Here is an 18,810-nt window from a genome sequence, read left to right as displayed (position 1 = left end):
CCGCCTCCCGCCCGGCCCGCGCCGACTGCCGCCGCAGCCGGTAGCCGGTCCAGGAGCCGGTCAGCACGGCGACCTCGCCGTCCACCCGGGCGCCCTCGGGCCGGTGGGCGCGGAACATCCGGGCCGTCCGCCGGAAGAACTCGGCCTTGTCGGCGGGCGGCAGGCGGTCCGGCTTGGCCAGGATGTCCAGGCAGTGCTCGCCCATCTTGCGGTGCAGGTACGGCCGCCAGGACGCCAGCTCCGGCCGCCCGGCCAGATACGCGAAGACCCGCTCGTACTGGTCGTGGATGTCGAAGTGCCTGCGGCTGGTGGTGGACAGGATGTTGCCCTGCCGGCGCTGCCGGTAGTGCAGGCAGATCCGGTCCAGGGCGGCGATCCGGCGGGCGGTGAGCATGACCGGGAACGTCCAGGGGGTGTCCTCGTAGTAGCCCGGCGGGAAGGCGAAGCCGTGCTCGGTGACGAAGTCCCGGCGGTAGGCCTTGTTCCAGACCACCATCAGCAGGTCCAGGATCGCCGGGTACTCGGAGGCGGTGAAGACCTCCTCCTTGGCGAGCAGGTGCGCGAGGACGTTGCGCCGGGTGCCGCCCCACCAGTAGGTGCGCGCGTAGTCGAAGACCAGCACGTCCGGGTCGGCGGTCTCGGCGAGCCGGTCGGCAACGGCCCGCAGCGCGCCCGGGGTGAGGGTGTCGTCGCTGTCCAGGAAGAGCAGGTAGTCGCCGGTGGCGTGCGGGAGCCCGGCGTTGCGGGCCATGCCCAGGCCCACGTTCTCCGGCAGGTGCAGCACCTTCACCCGCGCATCGCGCCCGGCGTACTCGTCCAGGATGGCGCCGCAGTCGTCCGGGGAGCGGTCGTCCACGGCGATCAGCTCGAAGTCCCCGAAGGACTGCCCGAGCACCGAGTCCAGGCACTCGCGCAGAAAGCCCTGCACCTGGTAACAGGGCACGATCACACTGAAGCGGGGCACGGCGGGTCAGCTCCTCACGAGGGTCGCGGCGGCGGGGGCGGGGACGCGCTCCGCGAGCGGGATCACGGGCGGCAGTGCCTGAGGTGGCTCGCCGAGCAGCACCCTGCGCACCACCCGCTCGGCGGCCCGCCCGTCGTCGAACTCGCAGAACCGCTCCCGGAACGCGGCCCTCAGCGTTCGGGCCCGGGGACCGGCGTACGAGCCGTCGCGGAACACGGCGGCCAGTTCCCCGGGGGTCCGGGCGACCAGGCCCGGCGGCTCGGCCATCAGGTCGAAGTAGACGCCCCGGGTCTCCCGGTACACCTCCCAGTCGTCGGCGTAGACCACGATCGGCCGGTCCAGGTTGGCGTAGTCGAACATGATGGACGAGTAGTCGGTGATCAGCGCGTCCGCCGCCAGGCACACGTCCTCCGCAGAGCGGTGCGCGGTGACGTCGATGATCCGGCCCGAGCCGCGCGGGCCGCCCCGGTCGTAGAAGTAGTGGGCGCGCAGCAGCACGACGACGTCGTCCCCGGCCGCGCGGCAGAACGCCTCCAGGTCCAGGCCGGGCTCGAAGCCGGTGTGGTGGTCGCGGTGGGTCGGCGCGTACAGCACGGCCGTCCTGCCCTCCGGGACGCCCAGCTCACGGCGGATGCGGGCCACGTCACGGGCGGTCGCCGTGTAGTAGACGTCGTTGCGCGGATAGCCGTACTCCAGCTGTTCGTAGGAGCCCGGGAAGGCGCGTTCCCACATCCGGGTGGAGTGGCGGTTGGACGACAGGTTGAAGTCCCAGCGGTCGACCCGGCCCAGCAGCTTGGTGAAGCTGCCGGACCGGGCCGCCACCACCGGGTACGTCGACTGGTCCACGCCCATCGTCTTCAGCGGGGTGCCGTGCTGGGTCTGCAGGTGCACGCTGCCCGGCCGTTTCACCACGCCCTCGGCGAAGTTGGCGTTGTTGACCAGGTACGTGGCCCGGGCCAGCACCTCCCAGGAGCGGCGGGAACCGAGCACCGCGTACTCGACGCCGTCCGGCATGGTGTGTTCCTGGCCGGCCTCCACCAGGAACACCGAGCGGATGTGCGGGGCCAGTTCCCGGGCCTTGGCGTGGATCGCCGCCGGGTTGCAGGCGTACCCCCGGCCCCAGTACGCGCAGTACACGGCGAGGTCCGGGTCGAGCGGGCGGCGCAGGTCACGGGCGTAGCGCAGCCGGGTGCGGGCGGTGCGCGGGCGCGGCAGCCGGGCGACGGCGCCGCCGGCCGCCCGGTTGGCGCCGCGCAGGGCGCGGAACGCGCCGTACGCGCCCACCGCCAGCAGCCGGTGCTGCACCCCGAGGCGGCCGTCCGGCACCCGGTGGCCGGCCGGCCGGTACAGCCGGTAGAGCCGGGCCGCGCGGCGGAAGAACGCCCGGTGCCCGGAGGGCAGCCGCTCCGGCCGGGACGCCGTCTTCAGCACCACGGCGAACGACTGGTCGAACAGCGGCCCGGTCCGCTCGGCCGGCAGCCCGGCCTCGGCCGCCCGGGCCAGCACCCGCTCCACCTGGTCCAGCAGGGTGTGCTGGTGCGGGCCGGGCAGATTCAGCCGGCTGCCCTGGCGGCGGGACCGGTGCCGTACGACGGCCCGGCGCAGCACGGCGATCCGCCCGGCCGCGACGGTCACCAGCCCGCCCCAGCCCAGGTCGGTGTGGTGCCCGTCCGGAAAGGACAGGTCCCGCTCGGCGAGGAAGGCCCGGCGGTACACCGCGCTCCACGCGGGCAGCTGGACGCCGGTCAGTTCGGGCAGCTCGGCGGGGGCGAAGGCGCCGCGCGGGGCCTTGGCCGGCAGCGGCCCGGCCGGGTTCGCCGGCTCGCCCTCCCACCAGGGGGCGCGCTCGTGCTCGCAGTACAGCACGTCCACCCCGGCGATCTCGGACAGCCGGGCGTCCACCGTCGCCAGCGCCCCCGGCAGCAGCAGGTCGTCGCCGTCCAGGAACAGCACGTACGCGCCGGTCGCCGCCCGCATCCCGGCGTTGCGCGCCCCGCTCAGCCCGGCGGACGGCGGCGAGTGGACGACGGTCACCCGGGAGTCCCGTCCGGCGTACCCGGCGGCGACCTCGGCCGCCGGGGCGTCGGGGGCGTCGCAGACCGGGATCAGCTGAAGCTCGCCGAAGGACTGGCCGAGGACCGAGTCCAGCGCCTGGGCCAGCCGTCCGGCGACCCCATGGGACGGCACGATGATGCTGAAGCGGGGCATTCTGTTCTCTCTGTCGTCGTGCGGACGCGGGGAGGGCCGTCCCGCCGGACGCCAGGTGGACGGCCGGCCCGGGACGGGCCGCGTCCAGCCGAGGGGCATGGGAACTCCCGGAAGGGACAACGGCGTTCAGCGGCTCCCGGTGACGGTGAGGGGCCCGGCGGGTCGCGGCACGGTGGCCGGACGCCGACGCGCCGGGGTGAACGCGTGAGCCGGCGGCGCGGGTCCGCGCTCCCCGGGCGGACCCGCCGGGGCCTGGTACACGGGGACGGTGACACTGAACCGGGGCACGGGACATCCAGGGGTCGCTCGGCGCGGGCGTGGTGGTCCGGGAACGGCCGATGGAGTGAATTGGTTACGGCGGGTACGGCATTCGGGCTACGCCGGCCCGCACACGAAAGGGGGGCGGGCCCGGACGGACCCGCCCCCGAAGAGGCGTGCGTGGAACGCTACTTGACCGCGCCCGCCATCACACCGGTCACGAACTGCCGCTGGAACGCGAAGAACACGGCCAGCGGGATCACCATGGAGAGGAACGCGCCGGGCGCCAGGACGTCGATGTTGTTGCCGAACTGCCGTACCTGCGTCTGCAGGGCGACCGTGACCGGCTGGGTGCCCGACTTGGTGAACACCAGCGCGACCAGCATGTCGTTCCACACCCACAGGAACTGGAAGATGCCGAGGCTGGCGATCGCCGGTCCGCCCAGCGGCATCACCACCCGTGCGAACAGCCGGAGTTCACCGGCGCCGTCCAGGCGGGCCGCCTCCAGCAGTTCGCGCGGGATCTCGGCGAAGAAGTTCCGCAGCAGGAACACCGCGAACGGCAGCCCGAACCCGGTGTGGAACAGGATGACCCCGAGGATGGACCCGAACAGTCCGATCTTCCCGAAGAGTTCGGCGATCGGGATCAGCGCCACCTGCACGGGCACCACCAGCAGGCTCACCACGCCCAGGAACCACCAGTCCCGGCCCGGGAACTCCATCCACGCGAACGCGTATCCGGCCAGCGCCCCGATCACCACGACCAGCAGGGTCGCCGGAACCGTGATCAGCACGGTGTTCACCAGCGAGCTGGTGATGTCGGAGTTCTCCAGCAGCTTCCGGTAGCTGTCCACGGTGAGCTGGGACGGCTCGGTGAACACCGTCCACCAGCCGCTCGCGCTCATGTCCTGCGGCGAGCGCAGCGAGGAGACGAGCAGGCCGATGGTCGGCACCAGCCAGAACAGGCCCACGACGATCAGCACCACGCGGACCAGCCCGCCGCCCAGCTTCTCCACGATCCGGGAGCCGACCGGCCGCCGGGCGGGGGCCGCCCGGACCGGCTCGGTCTTCCGGACGCCCGAGGCGGTCACCGTCATCGCCGCACCTCCCGCCGCAGTCTGCGGATGTTGAACAGCATCACCGGGATCACCAGCAGCAGCAGGAACACCGAGATCGCGCTCGCGACACCCGGCCGCCCTTCGGAGAAGCCCTTGCGGTACAGCTCCAGCGCGAGCACGTTCGCGTCGTCCTGGGAGGAGCCGGGCGCGATGATGAACACCAGGTCGAACACCTTCAGCACATTGATCATCAGCGTGACGACGACGACCGCCAGCACCGGGGCCAGCAGCGGCACGGTGACCTTGCGGAACACCTGCCACTCGGAGGCGCCGTCCACCCGGGCCGCCTCCAGCAGCTCCCGGGGCACGCCCGCGAGCCCGGCCGCGATCAGCACCATCGCGAAGCCCGCCCACATCCACACGTACGCCCCGATGACCGCCGGGGTGACCAGCGCCGGCCCGAGCCAGGAGACCCCGTTGTACGGCTCCCGGAAGTTGTCCGCCGGCAGCCGCAGCCGGGCCCCGTCCGCGGCGGCGGGCAGGGTGAACGTGCCGTCGCCGGACGCCTCGGCGGTGGCCACCACCTTGCCGTCCTTCACCGCCTCGATCCGCATCCCGGCGTACCCCACCTCGGACGGATCCGGGGCGCCGAGCCTGCCGACGCCCTTGCCACGGGTGAAGTCCTGCCAGGTGGTGCCGGTGACCTTGCCCGGCTCCGGCTTCGCGGCGACGGCCTTGCGCACACCGTCGGGCAGCCGGTCGGGGGCCACGCCGACCAGCGGCAGGGCCACCGGCTGCCCGGCCCGCACGGCTTCCTTGGTGACGAAGCCCCCGCCGTCCGGCACGAGCGGCGACTTCCGGCCCGGATGCGCCTTGGGGAACGCCGACGACTGCGCGAACGTGTCGTGCACGCCCACCCACACCGCGTTGGCGACCCCCTTGTCCGGGTCCTGGTCGTACACCAGCCGGAAGATGATCCCGGCGGCCAGCATCGAGATCGCCATCGGCATGAAGACGACCAGCTTGAACGCCGTTCCCCAGCGCACCCGTTCGGTCAGCACCGCGAAGACCAGACCGAGCGCGGTGGCGACCGTGGGCGCGAACACCACCCAGATGACGTTGTTCTTCAGCGCGGTCCGGATGCCGTCGTCGGTGAACAGCGTCTCGTAGTTGTCGAAGCCGACGAAGCCGCCACCGGAGTCGCCCGAGAAACTGCGGACGACCGAGTACCCGATCGGGTAGACCACGAGCGCGCCGAGCAGCACCAGCGCGGGCAGCAGGAACAGCGCTGCCACGGTCTTGCGGGTGCCGGTCACGCTCTTGCGACCGCGAGGCGCGGCGGGGCCCGGTGCGGCCCCGGCCGCCGCTGCCGACGCCATGCCCGGATCAGCCCCCGTTCCCGTACGCCGCCGCAGCGTCCCGCTCCAGCTTCGCCTGGGCGCCCGCGACGTCCCGCGGGTTCTTCAGGAAGTCCTGGAGGGCCTTCCACTCACCCTTGCCGGGCGTGCCGCCGAAGGCCTGCGGGGCCTGGTCGGACATGTCGAAGCGGAAGTCGTCGCCGGCCGCGATCAGCGCCTTGGCGATCTTCTGCTGGACCGCGTTCGGGTACGCCGAGACGGGCACGTTCCTGTTCGGGGAGAGGTAACCGCCGAGCTTCGCCTGGATCGCGGCCGCGTCCGGGGAGGCGAGGAAGGTGGCCAGGGCCTGCGCCGCCTTGGAGTCCTTCAGGATCACCGCCGCGTCGCCGCCGGACACCACCGGCGCGCTGTCGCCGACCGCCGGGAAGGGGAACACCTTCGCGTCCGTGCCCACCTCGGACTTGGTCTCGCCGATGTTCACCTGCACGAAGTCACCCTCGTAGACCATCGCCGACTTCGGCTGGTCGCCGCCGGTGAAGGTCTGGGTGACCGACTGCGGGAACTCGGTCTGGAGCGCGCCGGACTGACCGCCCGCCAGGTACTCCTTCTTCCCCCAGAGCTGGGCGAGGGTGGTCAGCGCCCGCTTCACCGAGGGATCGGTCCACTTGATCTTGTGCTGGGCCAGCTGGTCGTACTTCTGCGGCCCCGCCTGGGACAGATAGATGTTCTCGAACCAGTCGGTCAGCGGCCAGCCGTCCGCGCCGGCCACCGAGAACGGCGTGACCCCCGAGTCGTACACCGCCTGCGAGGCGGTCAGCAGTTCCTGCCAGGTCTTGGGTTCCTTCGCTCCCGCGTTCGCGAAAACCTCGGCGTTGTACCAGATCAGCGACTTGTTGGCGGCCTTGTAGTAGACGCCGTACCGCTTGCCGTCGACCGTGCCGATGTCCTGCCAGCCCGGGGAGTAGTTCTCCTCCAGCTCCTTGAGGGCCTCCGGGCCGAGCGGCTTGGCCCAGCCCTTCTGTACGGCCTGCCTGATGGCGCCGGGCTGCGGCAGCAGCGCGATGTCCGGCGGCTGGCCGCCCGCGATCTTCGAACCGAGGAAGTTGATGATCGGGTCCTGCGCGGGCACGAAGGTGACCGACGCGCCGGTGCGCTTCTCGAACTCGGCGAGCACCTTCTTGAAGTTGGCCTGCTCGCCACCGGTCCAGACGGCGGCCACTTCCAGTGTGGCGCCGTCCAGCTTCGGCAGGGTGACGCCGGAACCCGTGGCCGGGGACGTCTTCTCCCCGGTGTCCGCCTTGTCGTCGTCACCGCCGGAGCAGGCGGAGAGCGCGAGGGCTCCCGCGAGCAGGGCGGCGACCGCGGTGACGGCCCGATGGGCCCGGAATGTGCTGCTCTTGCTGTGCATCACTTCCCCGTTCGTTCGTTCTTCGTTGAACGCGCGCTGAACGTAAGAACTCTGTCCCGTGCGGTCCGGTGTACGCCGGGCCGCTCGGCACGGGCAAGAGCGCCCGGGGTCCACACCCGCGTATCGTGATCGGCTCGTAACCGGGGGCGTATGCGGGGGAGTTGGCGGGGAATCCCGCCGGGGATTCCGCCGGGGACCTCGCGGGAGATTCCGCGGGGGACCTCGCGGGGGATGCGCGGGGACGAGGGCCTAGAGCAGGGACGGGACCTCCGCCGCCGAGACCTCGCGGGCCGCCCGCTCCACCGCGCTCGCCAGCAGGGCCAGATCGGTCGGGCCGTTGCCCAGCTCCCGCACCGGCCGGCGGGCCGGCGGGTCGCCCATGCGCTGCCAGTCCAGCGGGACCACCGTGGGCCGCTGGGTCGCGGTACGCGGGATCCGCCCGGTCACCCGGCCGCCCTGGAAGCCCACGGCCGGCCCGTCCCCGTACGTCAGCCGTCCCCGCCCCGGCGCCGGCTGGTCCGGCCCCGGCTGCGGCGCGTCCAGCACCACCCGCAGGGCCGCCCGGCGGGCCGGCTCGGACTGTGCCGTACGGCCGTCGGCCCCGGCCGCCGCGACCAGGTGCACCCCCAGTCGGTCGCCGTCCCGGGCCACCGCCTCCAGCGCCCTCGTCACCGAGCCGGCGGCGGGCCGGCCCGGCGAGCCGAGCGCCGGGGAGACCAGGGCGTCCAGGTCGTCCACGACCACCACCAGCCGGGGCAACGGCGGTGCCGCGGCGGCGCGTTGACGGGCCGCCGCGCCCGGCCGCAGCCGGATCGTGGAGCTGGGCGGCGCCTCTATGTCACCGGAGGGCGGACCCGCGGCGGAGCCGCGCTGGGTCACCATGCGGCCGGACACCTCCCGGCCCGCGTGCCACCGGGCGAAGTCCGTCCGGCCCAGCAGTTCCGCCCGGCGCTTCAGCTCGGCGCTCAGCGACTGGGCGAACTCCCGCATACGGACGGGGTCGCCCGCGATCAGGTGGGTGGTCACATGGGGGATGTCCGTGCACACGCGCAGGCCCTCGCCCCGCCCGGCACCCGTGCCGACGCCGTCCCGGCCGTCGAGCAGCACCATGGCCAGCCGGTCCGGCCGCTCGGCGGCGGCCAGCGAGGCGACCACGGTCCGCAGCAGCTCGGTACGGCCGCTGCCGGGCGGGCCCTCGACGAGCAGATGCGGCCCGTCCGCCACCAGGTCCACGGTGACCGGGCCGCGCGGCCCGGCGCCGAGCACGGCCCGGGCCCGGCCGCCCGGGGACTCGGTGTCGTCCGCCGCGTCCGCCCAGCGCGCCATCAGCGACGCCGGGGTGGCGCGCGCCAGCCCCAGCTCGTCCAGCAGCCGGGCGGTCCGGGGCAGCGGCACGGCCACGCGCGCGTGCGGCTCGCCGTCCGGGCCGTCCGGGCGCAGCGGCGCCAGCGCCCGCGCGAACCGTTCCGCCCAGGCGGCGGAGACGGCGTCCACGGTCCCGTGCGTACCCGGGCCGACCGGCCCCACCCGCAGCAGTTGCAGCGCGGTGGCGACGTCCCCGCTGAGCAGCGCGACGGCACCGCAGTGCCGGAAGGCGGGCGTCACCGCGCAGGCGGCCTCGTACGTCCGCGCCACGGGGGAGACGGGCGAGGCGGGCTCGGTCTCGGCGAGACACACCAGGTGGATCCCGGCCCGCGGCCCGTCCACGGCCAGCCGCGCGAGGGCGTCCCGCAGGGCGGCACCGCCGGGGTCCCCGTCCACCACGACGACGGTGAACGGTCCCCGGAAGCCACCGGTGACGGCGGAACCGGCCGGCCCGGCGGCCCCGGGAAGAGGGCCGGTGCCGGGGGCGCCCGGGGCGCCGGGAGCGCCGAGGGCATCGCGGCCGGAGGGGCCGGAGGGGCCGGAGAGATCGGTGAGGTCGGAGAGGCCGGAGCCCCGGGTGGGCGCGCCCGGCCCGGATACGGATATCCCGGCCGGTCCGGTCCCCGTGCCGTGGGCCACCACCCCGCTGGGTGCGGCCACCGTTCCGGTGGGTCCTGTCACCGTTCCGGCGGGTCCGGGCATCGCCCCGGCGGGTCCTGTCACCGTTCCGGCGGGTCCGGGCATCGCCCCGGCGGGTCCTGTCACCGTTCCGGCGGGTCCAGGCATCACCCCGGCGGGTCCTGTCACCGTTCCGGCGGGTCCGGGCATCGCCCCGGCGGCTCCGGCCACCATCCCCGACGGTCCGGCCGCCGCCCCGGTGTGGTCCTCCACCCGGCGCAGCAGTTCCTCGGTACGGGCCGCGGCCTGCTCGCGGTCGTAGGCGAGCAGCAGGCGGCAGTCCTGGCCGTGCCCCGGGCGGACGTGCGGGAGCCAGCCCAGCCAGGCCCACTCCGCCGTGCGGTCCGCCACCGGCCGGGAGTGGTCCGCGCTGATCAGCACGATCTCCAGCAGGTCGGGACAGTGCAGCGCGGCCAGCTGGGCCAGCACCGCGCGGGCCAGCCCGGACAGCCGGGGGCGGGGACCGGCCAGGCCCAGCGCGCCGGCCTCGCGCAGCGCGGCGGTCACGGGTACGGCGGGCAGGAGCCCCGAGCCGTCCGGCGCGCTGCGGTCGGCCGTGCCGAGCCGTACGGTCAGCGCCTCCGGGTGGCCCGGCCCGCGCTCCCACAGCCGGGGCCCCGGACCCAGCGCCGTCAGCAGCAGCGCGGCCGGATCCGGCCAGGTGTCCGGGCGCGGTACGCCGCCGGCGGCCGGGCCCCCGCCGGCGGCGGGCCCGGGAACGCCGTCGTACGACACGGCCCCGCCCGCCTGCTCCGCGCGCCCGCCGGCCAGCCGCCGGGCCCAGGCGCCGAAGCCCCGCCGCCGGGCCCCTTGCGGGGCGCCGGCCGAGCGGGAGGGGGCGCCGTCGGCCCCGGCGTCGGCGGAGCGCGCGGGACCGGTTTCCGGCGGGGTGCCGCCGGGTGCCGGGTGGGTGCCCTGGGGCGTGCCGGCCGGCGCGGGGCGGGTGCCGTAGGGTGCGCCGGCGTATCCGGGGTGGTCGCCGTACTGCGTGTAGGTCACGTCGGCGGGTCCGGGGAGGCTGCCTCCTGGCAGGTCCGTGCCCCTGACCGGGGTGCTCTTGCGCCCGCTCGGACGCGGGTCCTCGCCGCCCGGCGCCCCGGCGTACGCCGCCCCGGGCGCCCCGCCCGGACCGCCGGCGACCCCGAAGCGTCCCGCGTGGGTGGCGCCGCCGGGCACCGCGCCCGGCACGCCGGAGCCCGCGCCCCTGCTCTCCACGCTCGGCGCCCCGGCCTGTCCCGGCACCACCGGGGACTGCCCGCGCCGGTGCTCACGGCCCTCACCACCGGCACCCGGGGCGGCGGGGCCGTAGGCGCCGTAGCCGTGCCGTGCCTGCCCGGAGGGGGCGAAACCCCGGCCGCCACCCCCCGCCGGGGACGCACCCGCGCCCCCGCGCACGTCACCGGCCGGGGACGCCCCGCCCGCACAGCCGTCAGGCCCCCCCGCGCCAGGCGTCACGCCCGCACCAACACCACCCGCGGTCGCCGACGGCGCGGAGCCCCCGCCAGGGCCCCCCGCGCCCGGCGCCGGCGGGACGTCCGAAGCCGAACCGGCACGCGTACCCGGAGCCGTCCCCGGCCCGTCACCGCCCACGGCGACCCGTACCCGGCCCTCCCCGTCCGGTACCGCCCGCACCCGTGTCCCGGCCCCGCCCGACGGAGTCACCCGCAGGGCGGACTCCCCGATCCGCAGCAGGCCCCCGGCGGGCACCCGTACCGGCCGGTCCGTCACCCGCGTGCCGTCCAGGGACGTGCCGTTCGTGGAGCCGAGGTCGGCGACCGAGACCCGGCCGTCCGCGCCGACGGTGACCACGCAGTGCAGCCGGGAGACGTCGGGGTCGTCCAGCGGCACGTCGGCGTCGGCGGAGCGGCCCACGGTGATCGGCCCGCCGTGCAGCAGATGGACCCCGCCCGCGTCCGGCCCCGCCACCACGTGCAACTGCGCCGGCGCGGCGTCCAGCTCGGGATGCGGCTCGGGCGCCGCCGGCGCGCCCAGGGTGAGCACGGCGCCGTCGACCAGCGGAGGCTCACCGAGCGTGCACCGGCGCGGATCGAGCCGCTCCGCGCCCGCGTACAGCACCACGGACGCGCCGGCCTCCCGCCCCGCGCCCCCCTCGCCCGCGACCGCCCCGGCCAGCGCCGAGGCGACCGCGCCCAGCTCCGTGCCCACGGGCGCCGTGACCAGCACGTCGCGGCACAGGGCCCGGCCCCGCTGCGGGGGCGGACCGAGCGGGTCTACGACGGTCAGCCGGATCTGCATCGGCGTCAGCGGTCCCTTCTGCGCGGGTCTGCGCGGGCGCGGACTTCCCCCCACCCCACACGAGCACGTCGGCCAGCGGCCGCCGGAACCGTCCCGGCGGACTGCTGGAGGCATCCTCGCACCTGCCGTCGGCAACGCGCCCGGAACCCGATGACAAGTGATCTTGATTGGTCGGCTCTGCCCCCAAAAGTGCCGGACCCGGACCCCGCCGGCGATCAGTTGAGATCGGTCACGTCCGGCCCCGGGCAACCAGAGGACCGCGACCGGCGTCTTCCCGTCGAACCCCGCCCCGAGCGCCCCGAGGATGCCCGGGAACGCGTAGGTGGTGCCCCGTAGCACGGCACTACAGTGGGGCGGAACACCGGGCCACCGGGACCGGAGAGCAAGCGACAGCAACCAGCAGGGAGCGCGTGACGTGCGGCCAGTCGGCAGCAAGTACCTGCTTGAGGAGCCGCTCGGACGCGGCGCCACAGGCACCGTCTGGCGTGCCCGCCAGCGCGAGACGGCGGGCGCCGAGGCCGCCGTGCCCGGACAGCCGGGCGAAACGGTCGCGATCAAGGTCCTCAAGGAGGAGCTGGCGAGCGATCCGGACATCGTGATGCGCTTCCTGCGCGAGCGCTCCGTGCTGCTGCGGCTCACCCACCCGAACATCGTCCGGGTCCGCGACCTGGTCGTGGAGGGCGATCTGCTGGCCCTGGTGATGGACCTGGTCGACGGCCCCGACCTGCACCGCTACCTGCGCGAGAACGGCCCCCTCACCCCGGTCGCCGCGGCCCTGCTGACCGCGCAGATCGCCGACGCCCTCGCCGCGAGCCACGCCGACGGCGTCGTCCACCGCGACCTGAAACCCGCCAACGTGCTGCTCCTGCAGCAGAACGGCGAGATGCACCCGATGCTGACCGACTTCGGCATCGCCCGCCTCGCCGACTCCCCGGGCCTGACCCGGACCCAGGAGTTCGTCGGCACGCCCGCGTACGTCGCCCCGGAGTCCGCCGAGGGCCGCCCGCAGACCTCCGCCGTGGACATCTACGGCGCCGGCATCCTGCTGTACGAGCTGGTCACCGGCCGTCCGCCGTTCGCCGGGTCCACCGCCCTGGAAGTGCTGCACCAGCACCTGAGCGCCGAGCCGCGCCGCCCCTCCACCGTCCCGGACCCGCTGTGGACGGTCATCGAGCGCTGCCTGCGCAAGAACCCGGACGAGCGGCCCGGCGCCGAGAACCTCGCGCGGGCCCTGCGCGTGGTCGCCGAGGGCGTCGGCGTGCACGCGAACGCCGCGCAGATCGCCGCGGCCGACGGCGTCGGCGCGCTCCTCGCCCCCGACCCGGCCCCGACCGCCGTCCCGGACGCGCCCGGCGCCGCCGACCCCACCCAGGTGCTGCCGACGAACGCGCCGACGGGGGCGTACGACCCGAACGGCGCGACCAGCGTGCTGCCGCACACCGGCGGCCCGGCCGGCGCCGCCGACCCCACCGCCGTCCTGCCGAACACGGGCGCGGCGGACCCCACCGCCGTCCTGCCGCCGGTCCCGCCGAACCGGCAGGGACAACAGGGGCAACAGGGGCAACAAGGGGAGTACGGGCAGCAGCCCGAGCAGCCGCACCCCTGGCAGAACCAGCTGCGCGCCGCCCGCGACCGCAACGAGCAGACGCAGATCCAGTACCTGGACCCGGAGGACGACCCGCTGCGCCGCCGCCCCCAGCGGCAGGTCGCCCCCCGGCCGCAGCAGCAGCCGCGCCCGGCCCCCCAGCCCCGCCCGCAGCAGCCCCAGCCGCGCGGCCGGCAGCGCCCGCAGCAGGCGCCCGGCTACGGCTACCCGCAGCAGCAGCCCCAGCGCTACGCCACGCCCCAGCCGCCGCAGCCCCAGCAGCCGCAGCGGTACGCGCCGCCCGCCCCGCCCGAGCCGCAGCGGCCCGCGCGCGAGCCCCGGGCGCCCCGGCAGCGCGGCGCCAACCCGATGAAGATCCCCGGGCTCGGCTGCCTGAAGGGCTGCCTGTTCACGATCGTCATCCTGGTGGTCGTCAGCTGGCTGGTCTGGGAGCTGACCCCGCTCCAGGACTGGATCGGCACCGGCAAGGGCTACTGGGACCAGCTGACCGACTGGGCCGGCAAGGTGGGCGGCTGGATCAACGACCTGGGCGGTTCCTCCGGGAACTGACCGTCAGGTTGGGGATTTGTCGACATCTGCCGGGTGATTTCCGCCTCCGCGGAGAAGGTTGGCTCGCCGGACGCGTACTTTTAACGACAACACGCGTCTGTAGGAGCAGTCTTGGCACGGAAGATCGGCAGCCGGTACACCGCGAACCAGATCCTGGGGCGGGGAAGCGCCGGCACGGTGTGGCTCGGCGAGGGACCGGACGGCCCCGTCGCCATCAAGCTGCTGCGCGAGGACCTCGCCTCCGACCAGGAGCTCGTCGGACGCTTCGTGCAGGAGCGCACCGCGCTGCTCGGCCTGGAGCACCCGCGCATCGTCACCGTGCGGGACCTGGTGGTCGACGGCAACGACCTGGCCCTGGTCATGGACCTGGTGCGCGGCACCGACCTGCGCACCCGGCTGGAACGGGAGCGGCGGCTCGCCCCCGAGGCGGCCGTGGCGATCGTCGCCGACGTCGCCGACGCGCTGGCCGCCGCCCACGCGGCCGGGGTCGTCCACCGGGACGTCAAGCCCGAGAACGTCCTGCTGGACATGCAGGGCCCGCTCGGACCGGGCGGCGCCCACCCCGCGCTGCTCACCGACTTCGGCGTGGCCAAGCTGATCGACTCGCCGAAGCGCACCCGCGCCACGAAGATCATCGGCACCCCGGACTACCTGGCCCCGGAGATCGTGGAGGGCCTCCCGCCGCGCGCCGCCGTGGACATCTACGCCCTGGCGACGGTCCTGTACGAGCTGCTGGCCGGCTTCACGCCCTTCGGCGGCGGGCACCCCGGCGCGGTGCTGCGCCGGCACGTCACCGAGACCGTCGTACCGCTGCCCGGCATCCCCGAGGAGCTGTGGCAGCTGCTCGTCCAGTGCCTGGCCAAGGCCCCCGCCTCCCGGCTGCGCGCCTCGGAGCTGGCGGCGCGGCTGCGCGAGCAGCTGCCCACGCTGGCCGGGCTGCCGCCGCTGGAGGTGGACGAGCCGGGACCGTCCGAGGAGGAGGCCGAGGAGCCCGGACCGGCGGCGGCCCCGGAGGACGAGCCGGTACGGCGGCGCGGCGCGGTGTCCCTGGTCCCCGGCGCCAAGCCGGACTCCAACCGGGACACGCACACGTCGATGCGGGTGCCCGCGCCGGACGAGCTGGCCGGCGGCGCCCACGGGACCGCCCGCGTGCCCCGGGCCGCCGGCGCGCCCCGCCCGGGCTCGGCCCGCCACCGGGCCGCGGTGCGGCGGCGCCGGGTGACCCTGGGCGTGGCCGGGGTGCTGGTCGCGGCCGCCGTGGGCGTCGGCGTGTGGTTCGCCTCCGCCGACGGGGAGGACCAGGCACCACCGGACACCCACAGCACCTCCGCCCCCTGAGACCCGGGGGCGGACGCGGCACGGCCGAGGTCGCTTGCCACAGCCGTTACGCTGGAAGGCGTGGCAGTCGTCGATGTATCCGAAGAGCTGAAATCCCTCTCCTCGACCATGGAGTCGATCGAGGCCGTCCTGGACCTCGACAAGATGAGGGCAGATATCGCCGTGCTTGAGGAGCAGGCGGCGGCCCCGTCCCTGTGGGACAACCCGGACGAGGCGCAGAAGATCACCAGCAAGCTCTCCCACCTCCAGGCCGAGGTCAGGAAGGCGGAGGCGCTGCGTGGCCGGATCGACGACCTCGCGGTCCTCTTCGAGATGGCCGAGGAGGAGGACGACCCCGACACCCGTGCCGAGGCCGAGTCCGAGCTGGTCTCGGTGAAGAAGGCGCTGGACGAGATGGAGGTCCGCACCCTCCTGTCCGGCGAGTACGACTCCCGCGAGGCGCTCGTCAACATCCGCGCCGAGGCCGGCGGCGTCGACGCGGCCGACTTCGCCGAGAAGCTCCAGCGCATGTACCTGCGCTGGGCCGAGCAGCGCGGCTACAAGACGGAGCTGATCGAGACGTCGTACGCCGAAGAGGCCGGCATCAAGTCGACCACCTTCGCCGTGCACTCGCCGTACGCCTACGGCACCCTCTCCGTCGAGCAGGGCACGCACCGCCTGGTGCGCATCTCGCCGTTCGACAACCAGGGCCGCCGCCAGACCTCCTTCGCCGGTGTCGAGGTGCTGCCGGTGGTCGAGCAGTCCGACCACGTCGAGATCGACGAGTCCGAGCTGCGCATCGACGTCTACCGCTCCTCCGGCCCCGGCGGCCAGGGCGTCAACACGACCGACTCCGCGGTCCGCATCACGCACCTGCCCACCGGCATCGTGGTCTCCTGCCAGAACGAGCGGTCGCAGATCCAGAACAAGGCGACCGCGATGAACGTCCTCCAGGCCAAGCTGCTGGAGCGGCGCCGGCAGGAGGAGCAGGCCAAGATGGACGCCCTCAAGGGCGACGGCGGCAACTCCTGGGGCAACCAGATGCGCTCGTACGTGCTGCACCCCTACCAGATGGTCAAGGACCTGCGCACCGAGCACGAGGTGGGCAACCCGGAGGCCGTGTTCAACGGCGAGATCGACGGGTTCCTGGAGGCCGGGATTCGCTGGCGCAAGCAGCAGGAGAAGTAACTTTGTCGACATGACAACTGCCGTCCACAGGGCGGCAGTTGTTGTTTTGTCCAGGTTTTACATCACACTCACAGGCTTCAATTCCCCGTAAACACCGTCCCTTCGGACAATGCGCCCGCAACGCCCTTGACGTTGCTTTGAAAAATCGGAAGGGTGGGGCGGCGGCATGCGTACTCGCGGGGCGCATGTGAACCGGGGGATCGAGTTGACGCACACTTCGTCACCAGCTGCCTCCGTCGATCACGGCACGCCCGCCCCATGCGCCGCCTCATTGACGAACAGCTACTGGGGGTAGCAACCATATGACGAAGAAGACGCGGATCCGGGTCGCGCGGATAGCCGCCGGCGCCGTGATCGCGGCCGGTGCGTCGCTGACCGCGGCGGGCGCGGCTTCCGCCCTGGACCTCGACGTCCAGGCGGGTCCGATCAGCCTCGGCGTGAGCGGTGTCGGCGCCGACGGCGACAACACCGGCGGGGGCGACGGCGACTGCCCGATCGCCATCTGCACCGACGGCGGTACCGACGGCACGGGCGGTGCCGCGGCCGCGGGCGGTGCCGCGGCCTCCGGTGGCGACGCTGCCGCGGGTGGCGCTGCGGCCGCGGGTGGTGCCGCGGCCTCCGGTGGTGCCGCGGCGTCCGGCGGTGACGCTGCCGCGGGTGGTGCCGCGGCCTCCGGCGGCGACGCGGCGTCCGGCGGTGCTGCGGCCGCGGGTGGTGCCGCTGCCTCGGGTGGCGACGCCTCCACCAGCGGTAACGCGACCATCGGCGGTGTCATCGGCGGCGACAGCGGCAACGGCAACTCCGGTGGCAACGGCAACTCGGGCGGCAACGGCAACGGCAACTCGGGCGGCAACGGCGGCGACAGCGGCACCGACGGCGGGAACGGCAACTCCGGCGGTAACGGCGGCAACAGCTCCGGTGGCGACAGCGGCACCAGCGGCTCCGTCGGCGGCGGCTCGACCGACGGCGGTTCCACCGACGGCGGCACCGGCACCACCGGCACCACGGGCGGCTCCGGCTCCACCGGCGGTTCCACCGACGGCGGCACCGGCACCGGCGGCAACAACAACACGCCCAACGGCGGCGGCAACAACACCGTCCCGCAGGACGCCGGCTCCTCGGCGCTGACCGACACCGGCTCCGACACCGTGGCCCAGGGCGGCGACAAGCAGCTCGCCGAGACCGGCGCCGGGCACACCGCGTTCCTGCTCGTCGGCGCCGCGACCATGATCGCCGGCGGTATCGGCTTCCGTATGCTGCCGCGCCTGGTCAACGGCCGGGGCGGCGTCGCGGCCTGAGCGTAGTCCCACGCTCACCCAGCGCACGCGCAGCGCACACGTAAGGGCCCGGAGCTCGGCGCTCCGGGCCCTTACGGCGCTCTCACGCCGTCTGGTGCGCCAGCAGCGCCACCGCGGCGATCAGCACCGCCAGCAGCGCGATCAACGCCATCGGGTTCAGCCCGTTCAGGCCCCCGAAGAAGCCCTCCTGCTGCAGTCGCTCGCGGTTGGCACGGCACACCGGGCACCGGCCCTCGCTCACGGGCGCCGCGCAGTTCGCGCACACCAACCGGTCGTACGTCATGCGCTCGCCCTCCTTGCACCGGCCATCACATGTCCAACGCTCACGGGAGCGGGAACGTTCCCCGGCGTTCCCGGCGCTCTCGGCGCTCCCGTCGTACTTCGTCTTCCTTCCACTGTGCCAGGTTCCCGCCGACCGTGCGCGGGGCCCGCACGCGGGGGGAGTCGGGGGGTACGCACACCGGGAGGTACAAAAACGTACAAGTCTTGCCCAACCTCAACCTGCGCCTGCGCTTGCGCACCCGGTTCGCGTATGGTCACGCTCATCTACCCCCGGCGACCCGTGGTGCATCCGTGATCCGATTCGACAACGTCTCCAAGGTCTACCCCAAGCAGACCCGCCCCGCACTCAGGGATGTCTCCCTGGAGGTGGAGAAGGGCGAGTTCGTCTTCCTCGTGGGGTCCTCCGGCTCCGGAAAGTCCACCTTCCTGCGGCTCATCCTCCGCGAGGAGCGGTGCAGCCACGGCCAGGTGCACGTGCTCGGCAAGGACCTCGCGCGCCTGTCCAACTGGAAGGTGCCGCAGATGCGCCGCCAGCTGGGCACCGTCTTCCAGGACTTCCGGCTGCTGCCGAACAAGACGGTCGCGGAGAACGTGGCCTTCGCCCAGGAGGTGATCGGCAAGTCCCGCGGCGAGATCCGCAAGTCCGTGCCGCAGGTGCTCGACCTCGTCGGACTCGGCGGCAAGGAGGACCGCAGGCCCGGCGAGCTGTCCGGCGGTGAACAGCAGCGTGTCGCCATCGCGCGCGCGTTCGTCAACCGGCCCAAGCTGCTCATCGCCGACGAGCCCACCGGCAACCTCGACCCGCAGACCTCCGTCGGCATCATGAAGCTGCTCGACCGGATCAACCGGACGGGCACCACCGTCATCATGGCGACACACGACCAGAACATCGTGGACCAGATGCGCAAGCGCGTCATCGAGCTGGAGAAGGGCCGCCTCGTCCGCGACCAGGCCCGCGGCGTCTACGGCTACCAGCACTGACCGCACCCAGTTCCCGAAAGGCCTGAAGAAGTAGCC

At 74.2% G+C, this 18,810-nt stretch carries 12 protein-coding genes; 5 read left to right on the top strand and 7 right to left on the bottom strand.

Annotation, left to right across the window (positions count from 1 at the left end; translation table 11 throughout):
* The 6 genes from ABD350_RS34615 to ABD350_RS34590 form a co-directional block, all read right to left on the bottom strand.
* On the bottom strand, positions 1 to 964 hold a 964-nt coding region (locus tag ABD350_RS34615), incomplete at its 3' end, for a glycosyltransferase family 2 protein (RefSeq protein ID WP_344353047.1).
* Positions 965 to 970: 6 nt separating this feature from the next.
* Positions 971 to 3,172: a bifunctional glycosyltransferase/CDP-glycerol:glycerophosphate glycerophosphotransferase gene (locus ABD350_RS34610; RefSeq protein ID WP_344353046.1), complete on the bottom strand. Its 2,202-nt coding sequence runs from the start codon at positions 3,170 to 3,172 to the stop codon at positions 971 to 973.
* A 446-nt stretch (positions 3,173 to 3,618) separates the two neighbouring features.
* Positions 3,619 to 4,527, bottom strand: a complete 909-nt coding sequence (locus ABD350_RS34605; RefSeq protein ID WP_344353045.1) for a carbohydrate ABC transporter permease — start codon at positions 4,525 to 4,527, stop codon at positions 3,619 to 3,621.
* The gene (locus ABD350_RS34600; protein ID WP_382467087.1) at positions 4,524 to 5,867 is read right to left on the bottom strand and encodes a carbohydrate ABC transporter permease; all 1,344 of its coding nucleotides are present in this window, start codon (positions 5,865 to 5,867) and stop codon (positions 4,524 to 4,526) included. The genes ABD350_RS34605 and ABD350_RS34600 overlap by 4 nt, the downstream gene beginning before the upstream one ends.
* A gap of 7 nt (positions 5,868 to 5,874) precedes the next feature.
* Complete coding sequence (locus ABD350_RS34595) at positions 5,875 to 7,254, bottom strand: ABC transporter substrate-binding protein (RefSeq protein ID WP_344353043.1); 1,380 nt, start codon at positions 7,252 to 7,254, stop codon at positions 5,875 to 5,877.
* A gap of 249 nt (positions 7,255 to 7,503) precedes the next feature.
* Positions 7,504 to 11,553 carry an FtsK/SpoIIIE domain-containing protein gene (locus tag ABD350_RS34590; RefSeq protein ID WP_344353042.1) on the bottom strand — a complete coding sequence of 1,350 codons (4,050 nt, stop codon included), beginning with the start codon at positions 11,551 to 11,553 and terminating at the stop codon, positions 7,504 to 7,506.
* Positions 11,554 to 11,968: 415 nt separating this feature from the next.
* On the opposite strand from ABD350_RS34590, the gene ABD350_RS34585 reads away from it, so the two are divergent.
* The 4 genes from ABD350_RS34585 to ABD350_RS34570 all read left to right on the top strand — a co-directional run bounded on the left by ABD350_RS34585 (position 11,969) and on the right by ABD350_RS34570 (position 17,511).
* Complete coding sequence (locus ABD350_RS34585) at positions 11,969 to 13,708, top strand: serine/threonine-protein kinase (RefSeq protein ID WP_344353041.1); 1,740 nt, start codon at positions 11,969 to 11,971, stop codon at positions 13,706 to 13,708.
* Between the two features lie 111 nt (positions 13,709 to 13,819).
* Positions 13,820 to 15,046: a serine/threonine-protein kinase gene (locus tag ABD350_RS34580; protein WP_344353040.1), complete on the top strand. Its 1,227-nt coding sequence runs from the start codon at positions 13,820 to 13,822 to the stop codon at positions 15,044 to 15,046.
* A 60-nt stretch (positions 15,047 to 15,106) separates the two neighbouring features.
* Entirely contained in the window at positions 15,107 to 16,213 is a 1,107-nt protein-coding gene (prfB, locus tag ABD350_RS34575) for a peptide chain release factor 2 (RefSeq protein ID WP_344353039.1), read from the top strand.
* Positions 16,214 to 16,515: 302 nt separating this feature from the next.
* Entirely contained in the window at positions 16,516 to 17,511 is a 996-nt protein-coding gene (locus ABD350_RS34570; protein ID WP_344353038.1) for a hypothetical protein, read from the top strand.
* 82 nt (positions 17,512 to 17,593) lie between these two features.
* On the opposite strand, the gene ABD350_RS34565 is transcribed toward ABD350_RS34570, so the two are convergent.
* Positions 17,594 to 17,794 carry a hypothetical protein gene (locus ABD350_RS34565; protein ID WP_030782860.1) on the bottom strand — a complete coding sequence of 67 codons (201 nt, stop codon included), beginning with the start codon at positions 17,792 to 17,794 and terminating at the stop codon, positions 17,594 to 17,596.
* 290 nt (positions 17,795 to 18,084) lie between these two features.
* Between ABD350_RS34565 and ftsE the strand changes: the two genes are divergently transcribed.
* A complete protein-coding gene (gene ftsE, locus ABD350_RS34560; RefSeq protein ID WP_030610589.1) occupies positions 18,085 to 18,774 on the top strand; it encodes a cell division ATP-binding protein FtsE in 690 nt (229 codons plus the stop codon).
* The last annotated feature ends 36 nt before the right edge of the window (positions 18,775 to 18,810 follow it).

This window comes from Streptomyces nogalater, assembly GCF_039532885.1.
Lineage (GTDB): Bacteria > Actinomycetota > Actinomycetes > Streptomycetales > Streptomycetaceae > Streptomyces > Streptomyces nogalater.
Note: the sequence above shows the minus strand (reverse complement) of the source record. Positions and strands in the feature narration are given on the sequence as shown.

Excerpts from the sequence above, each read along its gene's own strand:
- ABD350_RS34610 (WP_344353046.1), bottom strand. The coding sequence starts at position 3,172 with ATGCCCCGCTTCAGCATCATCGTGCCGTCCCATGGGGTCGCCGGACGG.
- ABD350_RS34590 (WP_344353042.1), bottom strand. The coding sequence starts at position 11,553 with ATGCAGATCCGGCTGACCGTCGTAGACCCGCTCGGTCCGCCCCCGCAG.
- ABD350_RS34565 (WP_030782860.1), bottom strand. The coding sequence starts at position 17,794 with ATGACGTACGACCGGTTGGTGTGCGCGAACTGCGCGGCGCCCGTGAGC.
- ABD350_RS34595 (WP_344353043.1), bottom strand. The coding sequence starts at position 7,254 with ATGCACAGCAAGAGCAGCACATTCCGGGCCCATCGGGCCGTCACCGCG.
- ABD350_RS34600 (WP_382467087.1), bottom strand. The coding sequence starts at position 5,867 with ATGGCGTCGGCAGCGGCGGCCGGGGCCGCACCGGGCCCCGCCGCGCCT.
- ABD350_RS34605 (WP_344353045.1), bottom strand. The coding sequence starts at position 4,527 with ATGACGGTGACCGCCTCGGGCGTCCGGAAGACCGAGCCGGTCCGGGCG.
- ABD350_RS34570 (WP_344353038.1), top strand. The coding sequence starts at position 16,516 with ATGACGAAGAAGACGCGGATCCGGGTCGCGCGGATAGCCGCCGGCGCC.